Source organism: Aeribacillus sp. JST-2 (genome assembly GCF_056032925.1).
On sequence record NZ_JBVVUU010000025.1, the window covers coordinates 17,077 to 39,598 of the forward strand.

At 39.5% G+C, this 22,522-nt stretch carries 23 protein-coding genes and 1 tRNA gene; 8 read left to right on the forward strand and 16 right to left on the reverse strand.

The features are described 5' to 3' along the window. Window positions 1–238 precede the first annotated feature (238 nt). Window positions 239–1,003: a membrane protein insertase YidC gene (gene yidC / locus AC0KTX_RS12155; protein ID WP_474252436.1), complete on the forward strand. Its 765-nt coding sequence runs from the start codon at window positions 239–241 to the stop codon at window positions 1,001–1,003. A 129-nt stretch (window positions 1,004–1,132) separates the two neighbouring features. Here the strand turns inward: yidC and AC0KTX_RS12160 are convergent, their stop codons facing one another. The 5 genes from AC0KTX_RS12160 to AC0KTX_RS12180 all read right to left on the reverse strand — a co-directional run bounded on the left by AC0KTX_RS12160 (window position 1,133) and on the right by AC0KTX_RS12180 (window position 7,769). Further along, window positions 1,133–1,396 (reverse strand): TOBE domain-containing protein, encoded by a 264-nt coding sequence (locus AC0KTX_RS12160; protein WP_474252437.1) that lies wholly within the window; start codon window positions 1,394–1,396, stop codon window positions 1,133–1,135. Between the two features lie 832 nt (window positions 1,397–2,228). Then, window positions 2,229–3,287: an aldose epimerase family protein gene (locus AC0KTX_RS12165; RefSeq protein WP_474252438.1), complete on the reverse strand. Its 1,059-nt coding sequence runs from the start codon at window positions 3,285–3,287 to the stop codon at window positions 2,229–2,231. Between the two features lie 198 nt (window positions 3,288–3,485). After that, window positions 3,486–4,658: a sporulation protein YhbH gene (yhbH, locus tag AC0KTX_RS12170; RefSeq protein ID WP_474252439.1), complete on the reverse strand. Its 1,173-nt coding sequence runs from the start codon at window positions 4,656–4,658 to the stop codon at window positions 3,486–3,488. Window positions 4,659–4,850: 192 nt separating this feature from the next. Further along, window positions 4,851–6,746, reverse strand: a complete 1,896-nt coding sequence (locus tag AC0KTX_RS12175) for a PrkA family serine protein kinase (RefSeq protein ID WP_474252440.1) — start codon at window positions 6,744–6,746, stop codon at window positions 4,851–4,853. Window positions 6,747–7,307: 561 nt separating this feature from the next. Beyond that, entirely contained in the window at window positions 7,308–7,769 is a 462-nt protein-coding gene (locus AC0KTX_RS12180; protein WP_474252441.1) for a hypothetical protein, read from the reverse strand. Window positions 7,770–7,826: 57 nt separating this feature from the next. Here AC0KTX_RS12180 and AC0KTX_RS12185 point away from each other — a divergent pair, with 57 nt between their 5' ends. The 3 genes from AC0KTX_RS12185 to AC0KTX_RS12195 are packed head-to-tail and all read left to right on the forward strand — an operon-like array spanning window position 7,827 to window position 9,865. Next, the gene (locus AC0KTX_RS12185; protein WP_474252442.1) at window positions 7,827–8,189 is read left to right on the forward strand and encodes an aminotransferase yhxA; all 363 of its coding nucleotides are present in this window, start codon (window positions 7,827–7,829) and stop codon (window positions 8,187–8,189) included. Further along, window positions 8,189–9,439 (forward strand): glutathionylspermidine synthase family protein, encoded by a 1,251-nt coding sequence (locus AC0KTX_RS12190; protein ID WP_474252443.1) that lies wholly within the window; start codon window positions 8,189–8,191, stop codon window positions 9,437–9,439. The genes AC0KTX_RS12185 and AC0KTX_RS12190 overlap by 1 nt, the downstream gene beginning before the upstream one ends. 21 nt (window positions 9,440–9,460) lie before the next feature. After that, on the forward strand, window positions 9,461–9,865 hold the full coding sequence (locus AC0KTX_RS12195) for a DUF350 domain-containing protein (RefSeq protein ID WP_474252444.1): 405 nt from the start codon (window positions 9,461–9,463) through the stop codon (window positions 9,863–9,865). 198 nt (window positions 9,866–10,063) lie between these two features. Here the strand turns inward: AC0KTX_RS12195 and trmL are convergent, their stop codons facing one another. From trmL to queG, 3 genes are read right to left on the reverse strand one after another with little or no spacing between them, the layout of a single operon-like run. Continuing rightward, window positions 10,064–10,537, reverse strand: coding sequence for a tRNA (uridine(34)/cytosine(34)/5-carboxymethylaminomethyluridine(34)-2'-O)-methyltransferase TrmL (gene trmL / locus AC0KTX_RS12200; protein ID WP_474252445.1), 474 nt, complete (start codon window positions 10,535–10,537; stop codon window positions 10,064–10,066). 30 nt (window positions 10,538–10,567) lie between these two features. Continuing rightward, a complete protein-coding gene (locus AC0KTX_RS12205) occupies window positions 10,568–11,491 on the reverse strand; it encodes an amidase domain-containing protein (protein ID WP_474252446.1) in 924 nt (307 codons plus the stop codon). Between the two features lie 42 nt (window positions 11,492–11,533). Then, window positions 11,534–12,667 (reverse strand): tRNA epoxyqueuosine(34) reductase QueG, encoded by a 1,134-nt coding sequence (gene queG / locus AC0KTX_RS12210; RefSeq protein ID WP_474252447.1) that lies wholly within the window; start codon window positions 12,665–12,667, stop codon window positions 11,534–11,536. An 80-nt stretch (window positions 12,668–12,747) separates the two neighbouring features. Here queG and AC0KTX_RS12215 point away from each other — a divergent pair, with 80 nt between their 5' ends. Then, window positions 12,748–13,413 carry a B3/B4 domain-containing protein gene (locus AC0KTX_RS12215; protein ID WP_474252448.1) on the forward strand — a complete coding sequence of 222 codons (666 nt, stop codon included), beginning with the start codon at window positions 12,748–12,750 and terminating at the stop codon, window positions 13,411–13,413. Between the two features lie 92 nt (window positions 13,414–13,505). On the opposite strand, the gene AC0KTX_RS12220 is transcribed toward AC0KTX_RS12215, so the two are convergent. From AC0KTX_RS12220 to AC0KTX_RS12230, 3 genes are all read right to left on the reverse strand, one after another. Next, window positions 13,506–13,579 (reverse strand) — tRNA-Gly (locus AC0KTX_RS12220). Between the two features lie 229 nt (window positions 13,580–13,808). Then, window positions 13,809–14,972: a tryptophan synthase subunit beta gene (gene trpB, locus AC0KTX_RS12225; protein ID WP_474252449.1), complete on the reverse strand. Its 1,164-nt coding sequence runs from the start codon at window positions 14,970–14,972 to the stop codon at window positions 13,809–13,811. 98 nt (window positions 14,973–15,070) lie between these two features. Next, window positions 15,071–15,463: a VOC family protein gene (locus AC0KTX_RS12230; protein ID WP_474252450.1), complete on the reverse strand. Its 393-nt coding sequence runs from the start codon at window positions 15,461–15,463 to the stop codon at window positions 15,071–15,073. Window positions 15,464–15,928: 465 nt separating this feature from the next. On the opposite strand from AC0KTX_RS12230, the gene AC0KTX_RS12235 reads away from it, so the two are divergent. The 3 genes from AC0KTX_RS12235 to ssuE all read left to right on the forward strand — a co-directional run bounded on the left by AC0KTX_RS12235 (window position 15,929) and on the right by ssuE (window position 17,810). Further along, window positions 15,929–16,237 (forward strand): hypothetical protein, encoded by a 309-nt coding sequence (locus AC0KTX_RS12235; protein ID WP_474252451.1) that lies wholly within the window; start codon window positions 15,929–15,931, stop codon window positions 16,235–16,237. A gap of 95 nt (window positions 16,238–16,332) precedes the next feature. Further along, entirely contained in the window at window positions 16,333–17,094 is a 762-nt protein-coding gene (locus AC0KTX_RS12240) for a class I SAM-dependent methyltransferase (protein ID WP_474252452.1), read from the forward strand. Between the two features lie 182 nt (window positions 17,095–17,276). Further along, window positions 17,277–17,810 carry an NADPH-dependent FMN reductase gene (gene ssuE / locus AC0KTX_RS12245; protein WP_474252453.1) on the forward strand — a complete coding sequence of 178 codons (534 nt, stop codon included), beginning with the start codon at window positions 17,277–17,279 and terminating at the stop codon, window positions 17,808–17,810. Between the two features lie 113 nt (window positions 17,811–17,923). Here the strand turns inward: ssuE and AC0KTX_RS12250 are convergent, their stop codons facing one another. The 5 genes from AC0KTX_RS12250 to AC0KTX_RS12270 form a co-directional block, all read right to left on the reverse strand. Then, entirely contained in the window at window positions 17,924–18,076 is a 153-nt protein-coding gene (locus AC0KTX_RS12250) for a hypothetical protein (protein ID WP_474252456.1), read from the reverse strand. Window positions 18,077–18,276: 200 nt separating this feature from the next. Further along, window positions 18,277–19,749, reverse strand: a complete 1,473-nt coding sequence (locus tag AC0KTX_RS12255; RefSeq protein WP_327863913.1) for an MFS transporter — start codon at window positions 19,747–19,749, stop codon at window positions 18,277–18,279. 33 nt (window positions 19,750–19,782) lie between these two features. Beyond that, the gene (locus tag AC0KTX_RS12260) at window positions 19,783–20,406 is read right to left on the reverse strand and encodes a cysteine hydrolase family protein (protein ID WP_327863914.1); all 624 of its coding nucleotides are present in this window, start codon (window positions 20,404–20,406) and stop codon (window positions 19,783–19,785) included. Window positions 20,407–20,461: 55 nt separating this feature from the next. Further along, the gene (locus tag AC0KTX_RS12265) at window positions 20,462–21,442 is read right to left on the reverse strand and encodes an ABC transporter substrate-binding protein (RefSeq protein WP_474252454.1); all 981 of its coding nucleotides are present in this window, start codon (window positions 21,440–21,442) and stop codon (window positions 20,462–20,464) included. A 69-nt stretch (window positions 21,443–21,511) separates the two neighbouring features. Then, window positions 21,512–22,345 carry an ABC transporter permease gene (locus AC0KTX_RS12270; protein WP_474252455.1) on the reverse strand — a complete coding sequence of 278 codons (834 nt, stop codon included), beginning with the start codon at window positions 22,343–22,345 and terminating at the stop codon, window positions 21,512–21,514. Window positions 22,346–22,522 lie beyond the last annotated feature (177 nt).

Here is a 22,522-nt window from a genome sequence, read left to right on the forward strand (position 1 = left end):
GGTTTGCGATTTTTTAAACGGAAAGCCTGCATTAACTGTCTTTTTTCAAGCAAAACAGTATGGAAGGAATCTGAAAAAATAGATTGCCTTCTAAACGGCCAAAATGGTTCGATGTTTACGATCCATTTTTTATCTTTTTTAGTTAAAAAAAGAAAACGGAGAGAAGGTTCGGATGATTCTGAAGGGCATCTTTTCCTTCTGGTTGAACCCAAAATTGCAAAAGCTTAGGAGGAGAAAGATGAGAAATGGTATTTATATACTCGTTATCGCTATCTCAATTTTGTTAACCGGCTGCAGCGCCGACAGCAGCCAATCGGGTTTTTTTCACCAAACTTTTGTCGAACCTTTCTCAATGTTCATTAAAACATTGGCAGAATGGTTTAACGGCAATTACGGCATCGCCATTATTTTAATAACCCTTATCATTCGGCTCGTACTGATGCCGCTTATGCTCCGCCAATATAAGCAACAGCAATCGATGAAAGAGAAAATGAATCATGTTATGCCAAAAATGAAAGAACTGCAAGAAAAGTTTAAAAAGGCGAAGGATCAAGAGGAGCAGCGAAAAATTCAGATGGAAATGATGGAACTGTACCGCACAAACGGAATTAATCCGCTTGGTATGGGCTGTCTGCCAATTATTATCCAATTGCCGATCGTCATGGGATTGTATTATGCGATCCGCGGGTCAAAAGAAATTGCCAGCCATTCTTTTTTATGGTTTGATCTCGGCTCTCCCGATGTGATTTTAACGCTGATTGCAGCAGCCGTTTATTTTTTGCAGTTCAAAGTATCCTTGAGAACGATACCTGATGAACAGCTTCAAGGACCGATGAAAATGATGGGAGTTCTGTCTCCTTTGATGATTGGCATGGCATCTATTGCTTCACCTGCTGCTCTGCCGCTCTATTGGTCTGTCAGCGGAACGTTTCTTATTTTGCAAACGTTGCTGTCGCAAAAACTGTACTATAAACCTGAACAAAAAGAAAAATCGGCAAAATAAAAAGAAACATTTCCCACCTGTTCTAGTGGTTGGAAAACCAGAAAAAAGATAATATTTAGGATTCTTGTCGATACCAGATTTTTCTCCTTTTCCCAAAAAAATCAAACCAGGCTCATCGCCTGGTTTTCTTTATAGGAAAACAGCTTCTTTTTCTTTTATTGGCATTTGCAGCGACAGCGCAACCCGATCTCCAACTTGGAATTGAGAAGCTGCATGAATCGGTGCATAAACAGTCCATTCCTTATCTTCTACCTGCACCGTATAATGAATTTCTTTTCCCTGATACTGCGTAAATGATACAGTTCCATACGGAGCACCTTGCTGAGCTTCTCTTAATATCCATGATTCCGGTCTGACAGGATACAGGCCCTTCCTTTTAAATTCGACAGACACTCCGGCATCCAGCCATTGTTCATGAGGGAAATGTTTTGGAATAAACCGATCCCCTTCCCAATTTCCAGGTACTAAGTTGCATTTCCCAACAAAGGTCGCGACAAACTCAGTATTTGGTTTTGTATATATGACCTCAGGAGCTGCACAACTTAGTTTTAAATTAGTTATAGTATTAGTTATAAGATTAGTTATAAAATTTTTGAATGGTGCTTTTACGCGGTTTTTCCATTAACTAATAAGTTATAGGAATAGTTGTTGTTAGTTATAGAATTTAGTTAAAGACATCGGTTAAATTTAAGCCGATGTCTTTAAGGTTTTTATTCAGGGAATGTTGTATTCTAAAATCACATGGCAATTATTGTGTGTTTTTGGAGAGAGTAAGGATGGAATTTCAGTATTTTAACTGATTCTTTAGCATAACCGCTGTTGAATAATTTTGTCAGAAGTCCTCCAGAATAAAGAGAATTAACTATTCATCCATTTGTAAAAAGTTAGACGTAAAATTAAATGCAAAGAAAAAAGAAACCACAGATAAACCGTGTTATGATTAAGTCGACGAAAACATGATCAAACAGAGAGTTTATCTATGGTACCAACACAGTCTTCCACAAATTAACTTTCAAACATCTCACTGCGTATGATCGCAGTAAAATAGGCAAATATTCACAAAAATACGAATGCCGTAGACTGTCATAAAAATTAATTTTTCTCGAACTGAAACGTGGTACTACCACTACCTCCACCTATTATGAAGCCTATTTTCCCGGAAACAGGCCAAATTCGCTACGGAGAAAATCGGAAAGCTTGCGGTGCCAAGGTGGAATTTCCGATTTTATTGTTTGCGCTGAAGAACACCGAATGTAAAAACGGTCGACGCTTTGTAAGTTTCTCCTTTATGCAAAACACAAGAAGGAAAATGCGGATGGTGAATGGCGTCAGGAAGACCTTGTGTCTCTAAGCATAAACCTAGATACTTCCTGGATGATGTTCCGCGAATGGAAAAATTGTTTTCCAGTTGGTTTCCTGTATACAGAACAACGGCCGGCTGGTCTGTTTCAACTGCGATCATGCGCCCGCTTTCTTCATCTTGAAGCACAATCTTCTCGCCTTCCCCTTCATTGAGCAAAAACGGGTGATCATATCCGTTCCCGGCGATTTTGTTTTGCACATGATCGGAAACCGCCCCGTCCCGAATTTTTCTTCCATTGCGAAAATCAAACGGTGTGCCTTCCACATCAAGGAATCGCCCTGTTGGGATTAGATCCTCCTTCAATTCCAAAAAACGGTCGCTTTTCAATGTCAATGTATGATCTAAAATATCCCGTTTCAAATCGCCGCTTAAATTAAAGTATGTATGGTTTGTTAAATTAATAATGGTTGTTTTGTCGGTTGTAGCTTTGTATTCCATGCGAATTTCATTCTTATTGTTTAACGTGTAAGTCACAGTGGCCTTTACGGTTCCCGGATACCCTTCTTCCCCGTCCGGGCTCGTATACGTAAAGATCACACTGGCTTCTTCCTGTTTTTCAATCAACTCTGCATCCCAAACAATGTTGCTAAAATTGCGAATGCCGCCATGTAAATGATTGTTTCCATCATTTTTTGCCAACTTATAAACGTGTCCGTCAAGCTCGAATTCACCACCGGCGATTCTTCCGGCTACTCTGCCGACAATGCAGCCAAAGTATGGCGATTTTTTTACGTAATCTTCAACCGAGTCAAATCCTAATACAACGTTTTCCACTTTTCCATCAGCATCTGGAACCATTATTTTCGTAATTACACAGCCGTAATTGATGCAGGTCATTTCTATGCCGTGATCGTTGGTTATTGTGTAAGCGGAAACATCTTTTTCATCAAAACGTCCAAATGATTCGACAATTGTTTTCATCCTCTTCTTATCCCCCTGTTTTTATTTGTCCTTCTCCATCATAATGGTTCCTTTCACCGGTTACAAGGCTTTCCTAAAAAAACGGAACCTCTGAAGGTTCCGGCGGAGTTTCCAATAAACATTAGCCTTTCTTTGTCGGCACCAACAACGCAATCGACAATTCCACAATCTTTAACACGCATTGCGATTGGATCTCTGTTAAACATATTGGGTGCTGCTTTCTTTTTTCTTGAAAAATGTTTTCATGGCATAAAAAACATCTGATTTTTGCTTTAGAACATAATATTTGAATTTCGGATGTTTGATGTTTTTATATGCTGACATTAAAGTGGAGTATCGATTATATTGGTTTACCTCCCCATAGCAAAACATATTGCATTTTTTGATAAGTTCTTCGACAAGCTTCACGCAGCGGTTATTATCTGAAGTTAAATTATCCCCGTCTGAGAAATGAACGGGATAAATGTTATAACTCTCAGGCGAATATTTTTCGGCGATCAATGACAGTGCTTTCCGATAAGCAGAGGAACAGATCGTCCCACCGCTTTCACCTTTTGAAAAAAATTCTTCCTCTGTGACGACCTTCGCTTCTGTATGGTGAGCAATAAATTCGATATCAACCGTTTCATATTTCGTTCTTAAAAACCTTGTCATCCAGAAGAAAAAACTCCTAGCCATATATTTTTCCCATATGCCCATTGAACCGCTCGTGTCCATCATAGCCAGCACAACTGCTTTTGACTCCGGTTTTTCCACTTCCGTCCATGTTTTGAATTTTAAGTCTTCCGGATAAATCGGATAAAAACTTTTGTTCCCTGCCATCGCATTTCGCTTAAAAGCCGACAGCATTGTCCGCTTTTTATCAATATTCCCCATGAGTCCTGTGCGGCGGACATCGTTAAATTCGATTTTTTCAACCATATTTTGGTCCATTTCTTTTTGCTGTAAATCAGGCAGCTCCAGTTCTTGAAACAAAGATTTTTCTAAATCCATGATCGATACTTCTGCTTCATAATAGTCATCGCCTGGCAAATCGCCGGCTTGATCTCCTTTGCCAGGTTCTTTCGCATTGCCGCTTCCATCTCTTGCAACAACATCGCCAATTTTGCTGTTTCCTTTCCCTTGGCCGACATGCTTGTTTTTTTCATAGTTGTAGCGTATTTTATATTCATCTAGTGAACGGATCGGTATTTTGACAACATTTTTCCCATTCGACATGATAATGCTTTCTTCTGTAATGAGATCAGGCAGGTTATTTCGAATTGCCTCCTGCACTTTTTCTTTGTGACGAACTTGGTCATCATGGCCTTTGCGATGGAGGGACCAGTCTTCTCGAGAAACAATGAATTGATGATTCTCTTTTGAGGCCATCTTTTCCCCCTCCTCCATAAAAATAAAAGCTGGCAACCGGGATTATAATCTAGAAATCGCTTTTTCATTTAGAGTATTTTATATTATGCGCAAGTTTTTCATAATTGACAGGCACCAGTAAAATTAGGCTGCCAAAAAGTTGTTTGGATAAAAAAAGCCCATAGAATGGGCAAAAAATATGTGATTTTAGGCTTAACGGTTTAATAAACTGCCAACATAGCGGAGAAGTTCATTGGCAGACGTTGAATTATAGCCGTATTCATCGATCAGCCTTGCCACAACCTCATTTATTTTCTTTAATTGCTGTTCATCCGGGGTTTTGGTGGAAGTTGTGATTTTCACTACGTCTTTCAAATCAGCAAACAACTTTTTCTGAATGGCTTCTCGGAGCCGTTCATGGGAGTTGTAATCAAATCTTTTTCCCTTTCTTGCATAAGCAGAGATGCGAATTAAAATTTCTTCACGAAATGCTTTTTTGGCATTTTCCGAGATGCCAATTTGTTCTTCGATGGATCGCATTAACTTTTCATCCGGGTTCATCTCCTCGCCCGTCAGCGGGTCGCGGATTTTATTTTTGTTGCAATACGCTTCAACATTATCCAAATAATTGTCCATCAGTGTTTTGGCAGATTCTTCATAAGAATAGACGAATGCTTTTTGTACTTCTTTTTTGGCAATTTCATCGTATTCTTTGCGGGCAATGGAAATAAAGTTTAAGTAACGCTCCCTGTCCTCATCGGAAATGGACGGATGCTGGTACAGCCCCTCTTTCAAAGAACGCAGCACATCCAGTGCATTAATGGATGGCACCTCTTTTCGAATGATCGTCGATGAAATTCGGTTAATCACATAACGCGGGTCAATGCCGGACATCCCTTCTTCAGGATATTCCTTTTTCAGTTCTTCCACATCCACAGCATTAAAACCTTCGACCATTTCCCCATCATAAAGACGCATTTTTTTCACAAGATCGACATCAGCCCGTTTTGGTTCTTTTAATCTTGTCAAAATGGTAAACATCGCAGCTACCTTCAATGTATGCGGGGCAATATGAACATTGGACACATCGCTTTCCTTTATCATTTTTTCATAAATGCGCTCTTCCTCGGAAACCTTTAAATTATATGGAATTGGCATAACGATGATCCGCGAATGGAGCGCCTCATTCTTTTTATTGGAAATAAAAGAGCGGTATTCTGTCTCATTTGTGTGGGCGACAATCATTTCATCGGCCGAAATTAACGCAAATCGTCCTGCTTTAAAATTTCCTTCCTGTGTTAAAGATAACAAGTGCCATAAAAATTTTTCATCACATTTCAACATTTCTTGAAATTCCATGATTCCGCGATTGGCTTTGTTTAGTTCCCCATCAAATCGATAAGCTCTTGGATCGGACTCTGAACCATATTCGGCAATTGTAGAAAAATCAATGCTTCCAGTTAAATCTGCAATATCTTGCGACTTCGGATCGGAAGGGCTGAAGGTGCCAATTCCCACTCGTTTATCTTCAGAAAAAAATATGCGTTCAACCATAACATCTTCAATTTTCCCCCCATATTCCTTTTCAAGTCGCATCAGATTAAGCGGCGATAAATTCCCTTCTATGCGAATGCCGTATTCTTGATAAAAATCATCGCGAAGATGGTGGGGAATGAGATGCAAAGGATCCTCATGCATCGGGCAGCCTTTAATGGCATAGACTGCTCCCCGGTCAGTTTTCGAATATTTTTCCAACCCCCTTTTTAACATGGTAACAAGAGTGGATTTGCCTCCGCTGACAGGACCCATTAACAACAAAATTCTTTTTCTCACATCGAGCCGTTTTGCAGCAGGATGAAAATATTCTTCAACAAGGCGTTCCAAAGCTTCGTCAAGTCCAAAAATTTCCTGATCAAAAAACTTGTATCGCTTCCGGCCGTTTATTTCCTCAATGCCAGCATCTTTTATCATATTGTAAACTCGAGAGTGAGCGGATTGGGCAATCCAAGGTTTATCTTTTAAAATTTGCAAATATTCAGCAAAAGTCCCTTCCCATTTTAGACGTTCTTCTTCTTCTCTGTGCTTTTCGAGTTTTTTTAATATATCCATCGAGGACCTCCTCCAACGTTGGTTTGAAGCACCAAGATTAATACAATTTATGCTTGTATGTCCTTAATCATGCTTTGGATTTATATGGGGATACAAAATTGTACGGAAAAAATTTGACAAATTGTGAAACTCATGAAAATCCTTTCACTAGATGGGAATGTTAATGTATAATATGACTAGTCAATGTATTCGTGCAAAATTGTTTTTTATACATAAAAAGGAGGGATCATCGTGAAAACCGCGCTCATTTTAGGCGTTTGCATTACGTTTTTAGTGGCTATTTTCACGGCGGGTTACAACGACAAACCTGGGGTAAATAAAAAGTAAGCCTTTCTTTAGCTGGCATCAAATGGTGTCGGCTTTTTCTATACCATAAAATGTGTTTCCGCGTATAAAAAAGATGATGAACATCAGTTCACCATCTTTTTTTGTATTTCCTGAAACAGGAAATACACTTCGATCTGCCAAGATCAAAATGCTGCATTCGGTGGAAAACTTTCATTTACAATCTCTTTTTTCCAGCATTCCGCTTGCTAGCCATTTGCCAAAATGACTGAAGTTTTATTGATTTGTTTCGTATTGATACCCTGTCAAGCCAACATAAAGAACATATGCCGATCGGTCTTCATCAATTTCCGTTGAAATAACTTTATATTCATATTCATCAAATTTTATAAAATCATTTCCTAAATATTCCAATACTTCTTCATGCCTGTTCACTTCAAAAACAAAAAGAAGAGACGATGGTTCGTTTTCTTGAAATAAACGAATTTCGATTGCAATGTGTTCATAAGTTTTTGCGTGTAAAAATATTTCTTCTTCATGGTCTTCTTCAACAAAAATGACAAACAACCCGTCCTCTTTTAATGATGATGTTTGCCGATAAACTTTGCCGTCTTTAATAAAATAATCGCAAAGGCGGCGGCAGAACACTTCATCGCGATCAATTTGCTTATAGTGGTACAATGGCGGGAATCCGTTTTCTTCGTCATTTATTCGATATTCCAATTTTGAGAATGCCATTCTAAAACCTCCAAAAATTTACTTTTATCAATTATACTATAATAGGATGTGCAAACCATGAACAACGAACTTTGCAGAGTAGGAGGTTTTTCATTGAAAAAAACCAAAAAACTGTTAACCGGAATTGTTTCCTCAGCAATGGTGGTTGGGACGGCCGGCTGTTCAAACGATTCCTCGCTTCCGCCTGTTCCCGATGATCCTGCTTGTGAAGAATGGGAATGGGATGCTGATGATGGAGTTTGGGAATGTGATGATGTCGATTCTCCGCATTTTGGCCATTACTTTTATGGAGGAAAGTTTTTTTCCAGCAAAAAATCACTTTATAACCATTCCGCCTATCAACGTTATAAATCAAGCAGCTCCTTTAAAGGCGGCAGTTCTGGATTCGGTTCAGGAACAAAAGGAGGATTCGGCGGTTAATGGGGGAATGCTCGACACCAATCCGATTGCAAAGGGAAAAGGTCTATCAAAAAATTGAGTATTTTTGGCCCGATTTATATGGAAGTGAATATGCCTTACTAGATATTAAGATTTTATCTAAAAAAACGATTGAAACCATTCAAAAAGCGACAAACCGCGTCGGCCGCATTTTCTTTAAAACGGCAAAGCTGTTGAGAAAAGCGGATGATGATACGTTGCGGCAATTAGATATTCCGGCGGAAATGCTTCCATACATCCGCCATAAAGCATTGCCAGTCGAGTCGATCATTGCCCGCTGCGATTTTGTGCAAACAGATGATGGTATAAAGCTTCTCGAATTAAATGCGGATACACCGACTTTTATTAAGGAAGTTTTTCATGTGAACCAATATATAGCTGACTATTTTCAAGTTTCCAATCCAAATCAAGGACTTGATCGATGTTTAGCCAGGTCGATATCAAAAGCGATTGTCGAATCATCTATTAAACTTGGATTAAGTGAACCCTATATCGTTTTTACTTCACATGATGATCACATGGAAGACAAATATACGACTCTCTATTTACGTGACATCATCCATTTGCCGGCAAAATATGTGCCCCTCCATGAGTTAAAAATTGTACAAGGAGAAGGTTTATTCGATCCGGAAGGGAGAAAGATCGATATTTTATACAGGCAAACGTATCCTCTCGAACATTTAATTTTAGATGAAGATCCGGAAACGAAAGAAAAGGTGGGGCTACAATTATTGCAGCTCGTGCTAAAAAGAAAACTCGCCATTATCAATCCCATTTCGGCCTTTCTCATTCAATCCAAAGCCGTTCAAGCCGTTATTTGGGGGTTATACGAACGACAACATTCATTTTTCAACGAAGAAGAACGGAACTGGATACGCAGTTATTTTCTTCCGACTTACTTGGATGAGGATTTTTTTATCAAAAACGGAGTGCCTTTCGTTAAAAAACCGGCTTTCGGCCGTGAAGGCGATTCAGTGGAGATTTTTATCGGCCGAAAAAAGGTCATGGAAGATCCCCACAAAACATATGCAGACTCCCTTCCGATTTTTCAACAATATGTCGAGCTTCCTTCATGCAAGATTCAAACTGTCACAGGTGAAAAGATCGCAAAATATATTATCGGAAGCTTTTTGATTAATGGGAAGGCATGCGGGATAGGAATTCGGGCAGGAGGGCAAATCACCGATAACGCCGCCTATTATTTGCCTGTAGGAGTCCGGCAACAACAATGATGGATAGAAAGGATGAAGTTGATGAGCTTTACCAGTTTATTTGCGTCAACACTTGCTTATCTTGGCGCTGCTGCGATCATGTTGTTCATCGGAATGATTTTATTTGAAATAACAACGAAAAATAAAGAGTTTGCCTTAATCAAAAGCGGCAATAAAGCCGCCGTCTATGCATTCGGCGGCCGAATGTTGGGGTTGGCAATTGTTTTATACTCATCAATCGCCAACTCTGTAAACTTAATTGACATGCTTATTTGGGGAAGTATTGCCATTATTTTGCAAATCGTTCTTTTTTACATAGCGGAATGGATAACGCCTAAGTTTGATATTACGAAAGCCATTGATGAAGATAATCAAGCTGTCGGATTATTTTTGCTTTTTCTGTCCGTCTCCATCGGCTTGATTGTGGCAGGCTCCCTTACGTATTAAAGGCAGATGGCCATATGGCGATTTTCATATGTTTCTTATTTGCCTACGAAAAAAGCAAAGGGAATGTTTGATCAGGAAGTCATTTCGGTTTAGCTCGCGAATATTGCGGAAAATTGCCGTTGCCTAGCGGATATCCAACCATGCTTTAAGAGATGGCAAAAAACTCCCGCCTCGCATAAAAACGGCGGCGGGAGCGGTTTATGTTAAGTTTGGATAGCCTTGCTGCCTCAACGCCTCATATACTAAAATCGCAGCAGTGTTTGATAAATTTAACGCCCGAACATTGTCTGTCATCGGAATGCGCAAGCAGCGATCTTCATTGGCAGCGAGCAATTCTTTTGGAAGGCCTGTTGTTTCTCTGCCAAAAATAAAAAAAAGTTCTTTTGACGGATTGCGAAAATCAAAGTCTGAATAATATTTTTTCCCAAATTTAGTAATATAATAGAAATCTCCGCCCCGATTTTGCACAAAAAAATCATCTAATGAATCATAATAGTGGATGTTCACATATTTCCAATAATCAAGCCCCGCACGTTTGAGCATTTTGTCATCTGTGGAAAATCCCAAAGGCTTGATCAAATGCAGGGCAGTGTCCGTTGCCGCGCAAGTTCTGGCAATATTCCCGGTATTCGCGGGGATTTCCGGCTGATATAGTACAACATGTAATGCCACGTTTCTTCACCTCGTACGATTATTATAACATTATTTGGATTGTTCTTTATCATCCATGATGTGAAAAAATTTGTATTGAATATTGGCTGTATAGGCGGTTGAATCTTCATATGACCAATATCTCATTCGGCTGTTGGACGTTTGGGCATTCACAAGGGGCATATGCTTTTTATCTTTTGCCACAACAAATGCCGTATGATCAAATCTCCCGTCACCTTGAAAATCATAGCAAATGACATCTCCCGGCACAAGCAAATCGGGAGAAGATACTTCTTTTGCTCTCAAACCGGTTTTAGATGTAGATAAATAGAGCATCAACGCATGGGCAACAGACCAGCTAAAACTCCAATCATTATCTTTCATCCACCATCCCGTTGTCCGACCAGGATAGCCCCTCATTGGCGCATCTCCTTCATGCAGACACTGTGACACAAAATTTGTGCAATTCACCTCAAAATAAGGGTATTTTGGATTTTTTCCGTTCCACCATCGTTCTGCATATTGAACACTTTTCAACCGGTCATATTGAAAAGCAACACGTCCTGATTCCGATTCACAAATTGCTGCCTCCAGCGGCAGAATCTCGTCATCGCACGGCAATTTTTCTATTTTCAAAACATCCTCGATAAAATGGCCTTTTGCAGAAAATCTGGCTGTCCGCACTTCCGCTGTTTCTTCGATATATAAGAAGTCGTCTTGTTTGTAGAGAAGCCGATATTCACATTGATAGTCAACGCTTCTAACACCTTCCTCAAGGTGTTTCGGCCATTTGACCAGACAAGACGCTTTCACAATTTCAGCCTTCCTCTTTTCTGCCAATTCTTTTTTTCTTTGATGCCAATCAAGTTCTGAAAATGGATAGCGGTTGTAATAGCCTGATTTACTGACCAAAAATTGCAGCTTTTCATTCATTTGTTTGTAAACAGCATCTACGTCCACACTTGTCACCACCATTTTATCGTTTTTTCTATATACGTATGATGGTGACGATAGAAATCATTCATGTAACATCGCAATTCCTTTGGCAATTTCCGTTTTCGCTTCTTGATCTTGTTCCTTTTCAAAAGCTTTTTGCAATTCTGGCAAAAAAGTTTTGTTCCCTATTTTGCCAATCGCCCATGCGGCCGTTCCCCGAATGACGGGACGAGGGTCTTCATGCATAAGCTTGACTAAATCCGGGAGAGCAGATTCATCCTTGTAATGAGCCAAAGCTATGATCGCATTGCGTTGAATCGGTTTTTTCCCTCGCCACGAACCGGCGATATGGCCGAATCTTTCTTTAAATTCACGATTCGATATGTGCAGCAGCGGCTTTAGCTTCGGTTTTGCGATTTCCGGATCAGGTTCCATTTCGGGATGGAGATGAAAATCCTTTCCTTTATTTTCCGGGCAAACAAGCTGACATGTATCGCAACCGTAAAGCCGGTTCCCAATTTTACCACGGAATTCATCAGGCAAAAAGCCTTTTGTTTGTGTTAAAAAGGCGATGCATTTATTGGAATTGAGCTGTCCTCCTTGAACAAGCGCTCCGGTCGGGCATGATTCAACACATATATTACAGGAACCGCAACGGTCTTCAATCGGTGTGTCAGGAGGGAAGGGAATATTTGTGATCATTTCCCCTAAATAAACATAAGATCCGAATTCCGGTGTAATAATCATACAGTTTTTCCCACTCCAGCCGATTCCGGCGCGTTCTGCCACAGCCCGATCAGATAATTCCCCCGTATCCACCATCGATTTAATTTGGGCGCCTTCCACTTTTTCCAAAATGAATGTTTCCAATTTTGCTAACCGATCCTTAAGGATGTCATGATAATCTTTTCCCCAAGATGCCCGGCAAAACAACCCGCGCCGTTCATGCTTCGTACTGCGGGGTGCGTTTTTCATCTTGGATGGGTAAGCCAATGCAATCGATATGATGGATCTTGCCTTTGGCAAAAGAAGCTCGGGATTTGTTCTCTTGTCAATATTTTGTTCTTCAAATCCAGACTGATAGCCGAGTTCCTGCTGCAGAATAAGACGTGTTTTCAATGTTTCAAACACATCTGCGCTGGCAAAACCGATTTTGTCGATCCCAATTTTTTTGCTGTACTCTATGACTTCCTGTTTTAAAGCGGCAGCATCCATTCCCTCTCACCTCCTGTTTTGAATTCAAAAAATATATAATCTATGTTAAGATAAAATGGCGAAAAATAGGAGGGAAATTGATGGAATTTTTTATATCGGAAGAAATTCGCCAGCGTATCCCCGGTTTTAAAGTGGGCTTCATTCAATATGATGAAATAAAAGTTTCAGAATCTCCGCAAATGTTAAAAGGCAGGCTGCGCTTTTTTCAAGAATCGATTTTTTTCGATTTGGAAAACAAAAAAACAAACGAGATTGCCGGCATTCATGAATGGCGGGAAGTTTTCAAAAAAATCGGCACAGATCCTAACCGGCATCGCCCATCAAATGATGCTCTTTTCCGCCGCATTCAAAAGCAGCAATATTTGCAATCTATCCATTCAGCCGTTGACTTAAACAACTTTTTCTCTTTAAAATACCAAATTCCGCTTGGCATTTATGACCGCGATCAAATTAAAGGGTCGATCATTTTAAAAATCGGCAAAAAAGATGATACCTATGATGCCATCAACGGGCGTCATGTACATATGGAAAACAAACTCGTCTCTTGCGATGCCATTGGGCCGTTTGGAAGCCCTTATGTCGATTCCAAAAGAACGGCTGTCCAGCTTTCGACAACGAACGCTGTTCATATCATTTATTTAAGACCTTCGATGAAAACACAAGAAGCGGAATTATTAATTGAAAGAATGGCAAACATGTTTGTTCAAATTCACGGCGGAGAGGCTCGCCATCACATAATGGTATAAGCCTCTTTTTTTAAAACTTGTCCGGAGCAAATAAAAAACGCAATGCTTCGTTCGCTAGAGAATACGAAACACTGCGTTGATAATAATATGTATGGAGCGGGTGATGGGAATCGAACCCACGACATCAGCTTGGAAGGCTGAGGTTTTACCACTAAACTACACCCGCAAATAAGGTGTATGCAACAAAGATTGTTTTTCAACCGACATGTTACCGCAATTTCTACCGGTGAGTTTGCCCTTATGAACAATGACGGTTTTTATTATAACAAAGCAAAAATAAGGACGCAATGAAAAATAATAAAATCATGACAATTATTTTTATTTTTTGTCGAAATTGTGAACATAATGTCATTTTAGGCAAAAAAAGGCCGGTGGTTAACCGGCCGCGCCAAACTTTATTTTTTTAACATTTCAAACACTTGCTCTACATCTTTATCCCCTCTGCCGGAAAGATTGATAATTACAATATCGTCTTTGCTTAGCTGCGGAGCAAGTTTCATCGCATATGCTACAGCATGAGAGCTTTCAAGAGCTGGTATAATTCCTTCCAACTTGGATAATTGCTGAAAAGCATCTAATGCTTCTTTCCCAGAGACTGTAACATATTCCGCCCGACCCGTTTCTTTTAAATAGCTATGTTCCGGCCCAATTCCCGGGTAATCCAGTCCCGCTGCAATGGAGTATGTCGGCATCGGTTCATTATTTTCGTCAAGCAATGTTAAGCATTTAAATCCGTGAATAACAGCAGGAACGCCTTTCGTAAGCGTTGGTGCTTCTTCAGGCTCCACTCCAATTAATCTGACGTTTGGTTCTTCAATATAATGAGCAAAAGCGCCGATCGCATTGCTTCCTCCTCCTGCACAAGCAATCACAGCAGTCGGAAGCTTCCCTTCTTTTTCAAGAATTTGCTTTTTCGACTCTTCGCTAATGACTGATTGAAAATGTTTGACAATCGTCGGGTATGGATGCGGGCCGACAGCAGATCCAAGCAAGTAAAACGTGTTTTGGTAATTTTCTACATAATCAGCTAAAGCTGCATCGACTGCATCCTTCAAACGCCCTTGACCTTGTTCAACCGGTACTACTTTTGCTCCAAGCAGCTCCATTCGGAAAACATTTAACGCCTGCCGTTCTGTATCATGCTTGCCCATGTAAATGGTGCAGTCCATTCCAAACATCGCACACGCAGTAGCTGTTGCAACACCGTGCTGTCCAGCGCCTGTTTCTGCAATAATTCTGGTGGCTCCCATCCGTTTGGCAAGCAAGATCTGTCCAATTGCATTATTGATTTTATGTGCGCCGGTATGGTTTAAGTCTTCACGTTTTAAATAAACTTTCGCACCTCCAAGCGCTTCCGTTAGATTTTTCGCATATGTCAGCGGATTTTCTCTTCCGACATATTCTCTTAAATAATATCTCAATTCTTCATTAAACTCTGAATCATTTTTAAATTTTTCAAAATTCTCTTCCAATATGTCCAATGCTTTTTGCAAATCTTCAGGAACAAAGCTTCCTCCAAACTGGCCAAAATAGCCTTTCTCAACTGTTTGCTGGCTCATCTTCCGCTCATCTCCTCTAAATTTTTTATTCAATTATAACAAAACATGTTTAATTCAAACACTACTTTTGAAATTTTTTTACGATCTCGGGAAGGTCTTTATTTTGCAAAATTTAGCTCCCAAATTAAACCGTATTTATCGACCACAATCCCGTATTTTGAGTTCCAAAAAGTGTCTTGCAGCTCCATTTTGACTTGCCCATCTTTCGCTAATGCTGCAAAAATCGAATGTATTTCATCTTCTGTCTCTAAATCCAATGTCAACCATATATTTGTTCCCTTCGTCACCGCCGAGAAAACATCGGCAAAATAAATTACACATGATTCGTTAATAACCAGCTCCGCATGAATATATTTTCCTTCGTGGCCTTTAAACATTTCTTTTCCATCGGATGTCTCAACATTTTTGATTTCTCCTCCAAAAACTTGTTGATAATATTCCAAGGCTTCTTTGCAGTTTTCTAAATTAACGTGAGGGAAAAGTTTTTTCATATTTTTATCCACCTTTGCTAAATTGTAGAGCGATCGACATCTACTCGCTTATTTTCATGTATAAGAAAAAATGGAAGCTAGGCGCCTGTTCATTTGATGAGGAGCGGCATACTGCCCGGCCTGTTTTCCAATGATCATTTAGTGTCCAAGTATAAACTTTCGAAAAAGAGCATTCCCAAACAGCAAAGAGTCATTCCAAAATACGAAATGGAGTCGAAAAAGGTTTTTGACGCAGATTCTATTAAGCTGAAGTACCTTTTAGCTGGAATGGATGGATCGTAAGAAAGATGTTAAGCTTAAAAACGCCAAGAGGAACAAAGAGAAAAACAAGAACAGAAATCCAGGAAAGCTGCAAAATCATCCTTGTTTCTTTACAATGAAAATGACTGACATTATGAAAGCTTTTTCAACAAGATACGCAAGAAATTCAGATCTTGAAAAAAACTCGTCTCGGAGGGAACATTCATGAAGACAGAAGACTACTTTCATTCGAAAAACTACACTGGAAATCATTTGCATGTAGATAATTTTAAAGATGAATTTACCCCTTTCATAGAAGGAATTGCCTGGGAAAGAACTGATGGCACAATGGATTTATTTTTTGATGATTTAAAGGAGGAAGAATATCAACAATTATTTGCAAATAAAGAACATTATTATGATAAATTCAAAGGTGTGTTCGTAGATAATGTTCAAACAAATGAGGAAGCGTATGAAAAATTTCGTCAATGGGTTGAAGAAGTATGGGAACCGTTTAGAAACGGCAAAAAATAAGCGGATTTTCCATTGAAAAACTCTGCATTTTGCAATTTCCCTCATGTTATTTGCTACAATAGTGATTGAAAGAATGAAAGAAGGGATCCTATCACATGAAAAACGACAGTTGGAATGCAGCTTTGTATGACACAAAACATTCATTTGTTTCCAAATTGGGAGAACATTTGCTTGATCTGTTGGAGCCAAAAAAAGGTGAACGTATTCTTGATCTTGGCTGCGGTACGGGAGATTTAGCCTGGAAGCTTTACGAATTAGGAGCTGATGTCGTCGGAATTGATAAATCAGAAAATATGATCAATCAGGCTAAAACGAAATACCCCGGTTTAACCTTTGAGGTGAAGGATGTTTTAAATCTTGGCTACCGCAACGAGTTTGATGCCGTTTTCTCCAACGCGGTTCTTCACTGGATCAAGAGGCCGAAACAAGCGCTAATCAATATTTATCAAGCCTTAAAGGAGAACGGCCGTTTTGTAGCGGAATTCGGCGGCAAAGGCAATGTGCAAACGATTACCGATGCCATCCGAAATGAATTCAATCAGTTGGGGATGAACGAAAAAGCAAACCAATTTCCTTGGTATTTTCCAAGCATTGGCGAATATTCATCGTTAATGGAGGAAGCCGGGTTTCGGGTTGTGTTCGCCCAGCATTTTGACCGCCCAACACCCTTACACGGGGAGAATGGCTTAAAAAATTGGATAGAAATGTTCGCTGGCAGTCTGTTCAACGATGTTGCGGACGATACCAAAAATTTTATCATCACGAATATAGAAAATAAGTTAAAAAACACCTTATTTCAAAACGGGAAGTGGCTTGCAGATTATAAACGGATTCGGGTGATTGGAATGAAAGAATAACAAAAAGCAAATCACAAGCTGCATAATTACATACATTTTTCATTTTGCTATTTTTATCATCAAAATAACCCATTCGCCACTTCTAGATATTGACAATGGCCAAAAAATAATGGTAGCATAAAACAAACTAAATTGATAGGTTTTATTTGTTTTACAACATGGGACAGAAAGGAGAATTTTAGATGAGCAATGTCGTCATTATCAACGGGAGCCCTTCACCAGTCTCAAGACTGCACGGACTTACGGAATATGTAGAACACCAGCTAAAAGAACACGCGATAAATGTTGAACATATTCAAGTTGCCGAATTGCCTGCAGAGGATTTAATTAAAGCAAGGTTTGACAGCGAAGCGATATTGAACGCCAACAGAAAAGTAGCGGAAGCAGATGGAGTGATCATCGCAAGCCCTGTTTACAAGGCTGCCTATACAGGCATTTTAAAAACATACCTCGATTTGCTTCCTCAAAAGGGATTTGCGGAAAAAACGATTTTTCCCCTTTTTATCGGCGGAACGATTGCCCATCTTTTATCAATCGACTATGCATTAAAACCGGTTTTATCAACAATGGGAGCGAGACATATCCTCGGAGGCGTCTATGCAATCGATGCTTGGGTGGTTCGAGATCAAAATCAATATACGTTATCAGATGAACTGCTGCAAAGATTGGACGATTCGATTAGCGAATTTGTAAAAGCGATCAAGCCAAAAAGCTGAAGAGGAAGTTTTATCAGATACATGGTTTCTTTAACGCCGCCAAGAAATTATTTGGATATATCCATCCAAAATTTCGCACCCCCATATTAAATGTTATACTGGTTGGGTTTATTTCACTTACCGCCATTTTTTAGTTTGGCGACAGCAACATCTTTTATTAACTTGCGGCTTTCTTCGGTATTCCATCGGAGAAAGGCCGCATGATAGAATTGAATGAACTTCTTGTCCACATGCGGTTTTGCCGCCCGCAATGCGAGAAGGATCATTCAACACCACTTGGCCGTCCCTTCCCCAACTTTCCACAAATTGCTTTTAGCCATAGAAAAATCCCCTCCTAAGAAGACCCGTTAAGAACCATTTCTTTTTAGGCAGTCTACCGGTTGGGATAATACCAATTCTTATCTTCTGCCTTCATATTTAATAGGTTGATATACTCCAAAGAAGGCAGCATGGCTTCAGGGCTAATTCATCTCTTTGCAACATAAGTTAAGTTCGTTTTGACCTTTTTGTTCAAGATAATAAAATAGACTGTGACGCAAGCTGTCAACATTGCTATAAGCAAGAAAAAACTGTGAAAACCTGTCATTACATTACCAGCTTGCTTTGGGTTATCAACATTCATCAATTTTGTCAAGGCTCCTTCAACAAAATAATTCATAAATGTTACCCCTAATGCAGTGCCTAAGGCCATTCCAAAATTTCGAAGCAAAGCAATTGTACTTGTAATTATACCTAAATATTGGAATGGTACGTTATGAATGATTAAATTGTAATTTGGAGAGTTTAAGATTCCCATAGAAAATCCTAGTAAACAAAGAAGGAAAACAACAAATATTACAGGGGTTACAGTTGACAACATACTTAATCCTGCAAATGATGCGATCATGAGTATAAGACCAATAATAATGGCGAAACAATGGCCAAAGCGATCCGAAAAGGCTCCGCTGATCGGACCGATTACTGCCAGTAACAATGGATAGCTCATGATCAGTAATCCTGACAAAGAAGGAGAAACCCCAAGAACTCCTCTTAGATAAAAAGGAAGAAGAACTAAAGTAGAGAAGGTTGCCATATAACTGACAACAATAATCAAACTTCCGGCGCACACCATGGGTTGAGACAATATTTTCACATCAATGAATGGATTATTGTTTTTTTGTAACCGCCATACAAATAAAAGAAAACTTAGCATCGCGGCCAAACCAGCGATCAACAGCTGCTTATTTATTTCTCCCTCTCCGATTTCATTGAGCACAAACATAATGAAAGTAATAAATATACCAAACAACATAGCTCCCAAATAGTCAAAAGATTTGATTTCGTGATTCGTTGCATCTTTAGGGATGAATTTAGAAGCTAAAATAAAAGCTGCAATCACAATTGGAATTTGTATCCAAAACATTACCCGCCAAGAAAACCAATTAATCAACAGCCCGCCGACAGAAGGACCAAGCAAAGCTCCAACACCAACTGCTGTTCCGATAATTCCTAAAGCTTTTCCTCTTTTGCCTTCAGGATAATGTTCTGAAATTATCGCTATATTTGCTGATTGCAGCATTGCAGCTCCAACTCCTTGTAAAATCCGTGCCATCAGCAACAAGGCTAGTGAAAAAGAGAATCCCGATAAAACAATTCCTATCCCAAACACAATGTAACCTGAATTATGTATGATCTTCTTTCCGTATTTGTCTGATAAATTGCCCATAACGGGCAAACATAACATAATTGCTAATAAATATCCGGTGACAATCCACTGAGTTATACTTAAAGGTGCTTGAAAATAAAGCGACAAATCCGGTAAGGCAATGTTAACTAAGCCTGCTGAGAAATGGGATAAAAATGTTCCTGGGCAGACGGATAATAAAATGAAAAAGGGCGCTGCTTTTGTTTTGATTGACAAGTCTTTGCTTAAATGAATATTAGCTTCAGTCTTTCTCATCCTTTCATTCACCTGCTTTTTTCCGATCAAAAATTAGAATGTCTTCTCTAAAGCCAGCCAACTATTAATCACTTGATGGGATTGACAAACCGTTCCAAAATATTGATCAATGTTTTTCAATGTCATTTCGTGCGCTTCTTTCGAATATGCAGCCGTACAGTCAGACAAGAATACTATGTCATAATCGAGCATAAATCCGTCTCTGGCTGTTGATTCTACACAAACATTCGTACTTACACCCGCCATGATCAATGTTTTTATTTTCAACGTTCGCAACACCGAATCAAGACGCGTATTAATAAAGGCGCTGTAACGATGTTTGACAACGATTATATCTTCCGGCAGCGGTTTTACTTTATAGAAATCCGCTCCCCATGTATTCTTCCTGCATACCCTTTCTTGGTTAGTATTTTTTAATCTTTTTGTCCAAGTATCTGAATCAGTGCAAGCTTCATGGATGGTTTGAATAAATATTATCGGCACTTTGCACTCCCTGGCGTGAAAAGTCAATTCTTCTAGTGCATTGATCATTTCATCAACCATGGCAACGTCATATCCCTGTTTTCCCAAGCTTCCGGCTGGATCACAAAAATCATTTTGCACATCGACAATAATTAATGCGGTATGCGCAGGATCAACTTTTTTATATAATTCCATTTTCAACATCCTTTCTATATTGTAGAAAAAATAAGGGAGGCGATGTTTCTCCCTTTTATTTTGCTTGTTCTACAAACCTCATATCGATCCAATCATCATATTGGTATTCTTCCTTGAATACACCAGTTTTTTGGACAACATCCATCATCTTATCAATCGATTCTTTACTAATATAACCATCAACACTCCATAAATGATCAGCGTACGCACGATCTAAAGCCGCTTGCAAACTTTTTTCATCTGTTGTCGGAAACTCTATTTTTAAAATTTTCATTGCTAATTCTGCATTTTCATTTACTGCTTTCAATCCTTTAAGCACAGCATTGACAAAACTTTGTACCGTTTCAGGGTCTTCTTCAATACTAGATTTTTTTACACTGAGGACAGAGTAAGGATAATCTCCCAAACTAGGAAACCCATAAAAAGGTTCATCCCAAACACCTTTTATAATCCCTTCATAGATTTGCGGTTCAGCTCCATTGGCCATATCGGCATTCCCATTCTCCACTAAAGAAACAACGGTAGTTGGATCCGCAGGCTCTTCTAATCTCACATCTTTCTCCGGATCTAGCCCAAGTTCCATTAACAGCCAGCGGGTAAGCAGATTGGGACTTCCTCCATAACGGCCGGCAGCAATGGTTTTTCCTTTCAAAAATTCCGCTAATGCTTCTTTACTGTCATCCTTCAACGTGTAATCAGTGGAAGCCATCAAATAAACATTCGCTCGATTTACAACATTTACAACTGATACAATCGGATCAGGGTTCCCTACATTTGCCATAGCATTTGACTCGGGTCCGCCAATGTTTCCCCAAGCATCTCCCCCAACTACTGAAGTGACATGCCCGCCTCCAGTAGCCGTAATCACTTCAACATCCAATCCTTCCTCTTCAAAATATCCTTCATGGATCGCTGTATATAAAGGCAAGTATCCAATCAAATGGACAGGTTCAGCGATTGTAATCTTCTTTAACTCCCCGCTTTTTTCTTCTGCCTGGCCTTCTGTCTGATTAGTTGCCGAAGAACAACCAGCCATTATTAGGACAACCATTAAGAAAAAACTTGTGAAAAATTTGCTATTTTTCAAAAACCTCAACTCCCTTTCTTATTCTTCAACTGAACGGCCTTTTAATAGCCATTTCTCCAGCCAAACCGTCGCAACATACATGATGATGGCCAATACGGACAAAACAACGACTCCAACCCATACCAAATCGATATCCATGACCTGTCCCGCATATAATATCATTCGGCCTACACCTTGGCGTGAACTGATAAACTCACCTACAATTGCACCTGCCAGCGCCAAGGCAATATTGATTTTTAAGCTACTTACAATCCACGGCATCGCTGAAGGAACAACCACCTTTTTAAATACTTGCATTCTTCTGGCTCCAAGTGAAAACAATAATTTTTCCAAGTCTTTATCGACAGCCTTGACACCGCTGTATGCAGCTATGGCCGTCACGATCACTACCATTAAAAAGGCCAAAATCACCTTTGAAAAAAATCCAATGCCAAACATAATGACAAGCACCGGTGCAAGAGCTAATTTTGGGATCGCATTAAATGCAATCAAGTACGGTTCTGCAATGTTTGAATAAAGAGATGACCACCAAAACGATAATCCTAGAATCGATCCTAAAAAAGTCCCGGCTGCAAACCCGATGATCGTTGCACCGGAAGTATAAATAAGATCCTGTAGCAATGTCCCTTCCGTAAATGAAACATAAGTGGTTTGAACGATCGTAGACGGGCTGCTCCAATAATAAGAATCGATTATTCCAAATTTTGTTAATATCTCCCATAAAGCAACAAAAAGAATCCCAACTAAAACTTGCCCAATGGTAGTTAGACGTTTTAATCTTATTAATTGAATTTGTTCATCCTCCACTACAACCTGCTTGTCCTTATTCAACGTCATATTAGGAGCTTCCATTCTCTCAATAATCGGTTGCTGAATAGCAAAATTTTCTGGTTTTCCTTGCATTTTGTTCCCTCCCTCTATAAATGTTGATATATCAACGGTTGTAGCCGTCTCAGGGGTGTCAAAAAAATATTTTTCGACAAAGTTTCTAACATTATTTCTTAAATATGTGTATATCTTACATTGACG

Bases quoted from the DNA above. Each gene is read 5' to 3' on its own strand.
- ssuE (WP_474252453.1), top strand. From the start codon at position 17,277: ATGAGCAATGTCGTCATTATCAACGGGAGCCCTTCACCAGTCTCAAGA.
- trpB (WP_474252449.1), bottom strand. From the start codon at position 14,972: ATGAGCCAGCAAACAGTTGAGAAAGGCTATTTTGGCCAGTTTGGAGGA.
- AC0KTX_RS12260 (WP_327863914.1), bottom strand. From the start codon at position 20,406: ATGGAATTATATAAAAAAGTTGATCCTGCGCATACCGCATTAATTATT.
- AC0KTX_RS12205 (WP_474252446.1), bottom strand. From the start codon at position 11,491: ATGGTGGTGACAAGTGTGGACGTAGATGCTGTTTACAAACAAATGAAT.
- AC0KTX_RS12190 (WP_474252443.1), top strand. From the start codon at position 8,189: ATGGGGGAATGCTCGACACCAATCCGATTGCAAAGGGAAAAGGTCTAT.
- yidC (WP_474252436.1), top strand. From the start codon at position 239: ATGAGAAATGGTATTTATATACTCGTTATCGCTATCTCAATTTTGTTA.
- AC0KTX_RS12185 (WP_474252442.1), top strand. From the start codon at position 7,827: ATGAACAACGAACTTTGCAGAGTAGGAGGTTTTTCATTGAAAAAAACC.
- AC0KTX_RS12230 (WP_474252450.1), bottom strand. From the start codon at position 15,463: ATGAAAAAACTTTTCCCTCACGTTAATTTAGAAAACTGCAAAGAAGCC.
- AC0KTX_RS12195 (WP_474252444.1), top strand. From the start codon at position 9,461: ATGAGCTTTACCAGTTTATTTGCGTCAACACTTGCTTATCTTGGCGCT.
- AC0KTX_RS12255 (WP_327863913.1), bottom strand. From the start codon at position 19,749: ATGAGAAAGACTGAAGCTAATATTCATTTAAGCAAAGACTTGTCAATC.
- AC0KTX_RS12265 (WP_474252454.1), bottom strand. From the start codon at position 21,442: ATGGCTGGTTGTTCTTCGGCAACTAATCAGACAGAAGGCCAGGCAGAA.
- AC0KTX_RS12215 (WP_474252448.1), top strand. From the start codon at position 12,748: ATGGAATTTTTTATATCGGAAGAAATTCGCCAGCGTATCCCCGGTTTT.
- AC0KTX_RS12235 (WP_474252451.1), top strand. From the start codon at position 15,929: ATGAAGACAGAAGACTACTTTCATTCGAAAAACTACACTGGAAATCAT.
- AC0KTX_RS12175 (WP_474252440.1), bottom strand. From the start codon at position 6,746: ATGGATATATTAAAAAAACTCGAAAAGCACAGAGAAGAAGAAGAACGT.
- AC0KTX_RS12240 (WP_474252452.1), top strand. From the start codon at position 16,333: ATGAAAAACGACAGTTGGAATGCAGCTTTGTATGACACAAAACATTCA.
- AC0KTX_RS12250 (WP_474252456.1), bottom strand. From the start codon at position 18,076: ATGATCCTTCTCGCATTGCGGGCGGCAAAACCGCATGTGGACAAGAAG.
- yhbH (WP_474252439.1), bottom strand. From the start codon at position 4,658: ATGGCCTCAAAAGAGAATCATCAATTCATTGTTTCTCGAGAAGACTGG.
- AC0KTX_RS12270 (WP_474252455.1), bottom strand. From the start codon at position 22,345: ATGGAAGCTCCTAATATGACGTTGAATAAGGACAAGCAGGTTGTAGTG.
- queG (WP_474252447.1), bottom strand. From the start codon at position 12,667: ATGGATGCTGCCGCTTTAAAACAGGAAGTCATAGAGTACAGCAAAAAA.
- AC0KTX_RS12180 (WP_474252441.1), bottom strand. From the start codon at position 7,769: ATGGCATTCTCAAAATTGGAATATCGAATAAATGACGAAGAAAACGGA.
- AC0KTX_RS12165 (WP_474252438.1), bottom strand. From the start codon at position 3,287: ATGAAAACAATTGTCGAATCATTTGGACGTTTTGATGAAAAAGATGTT.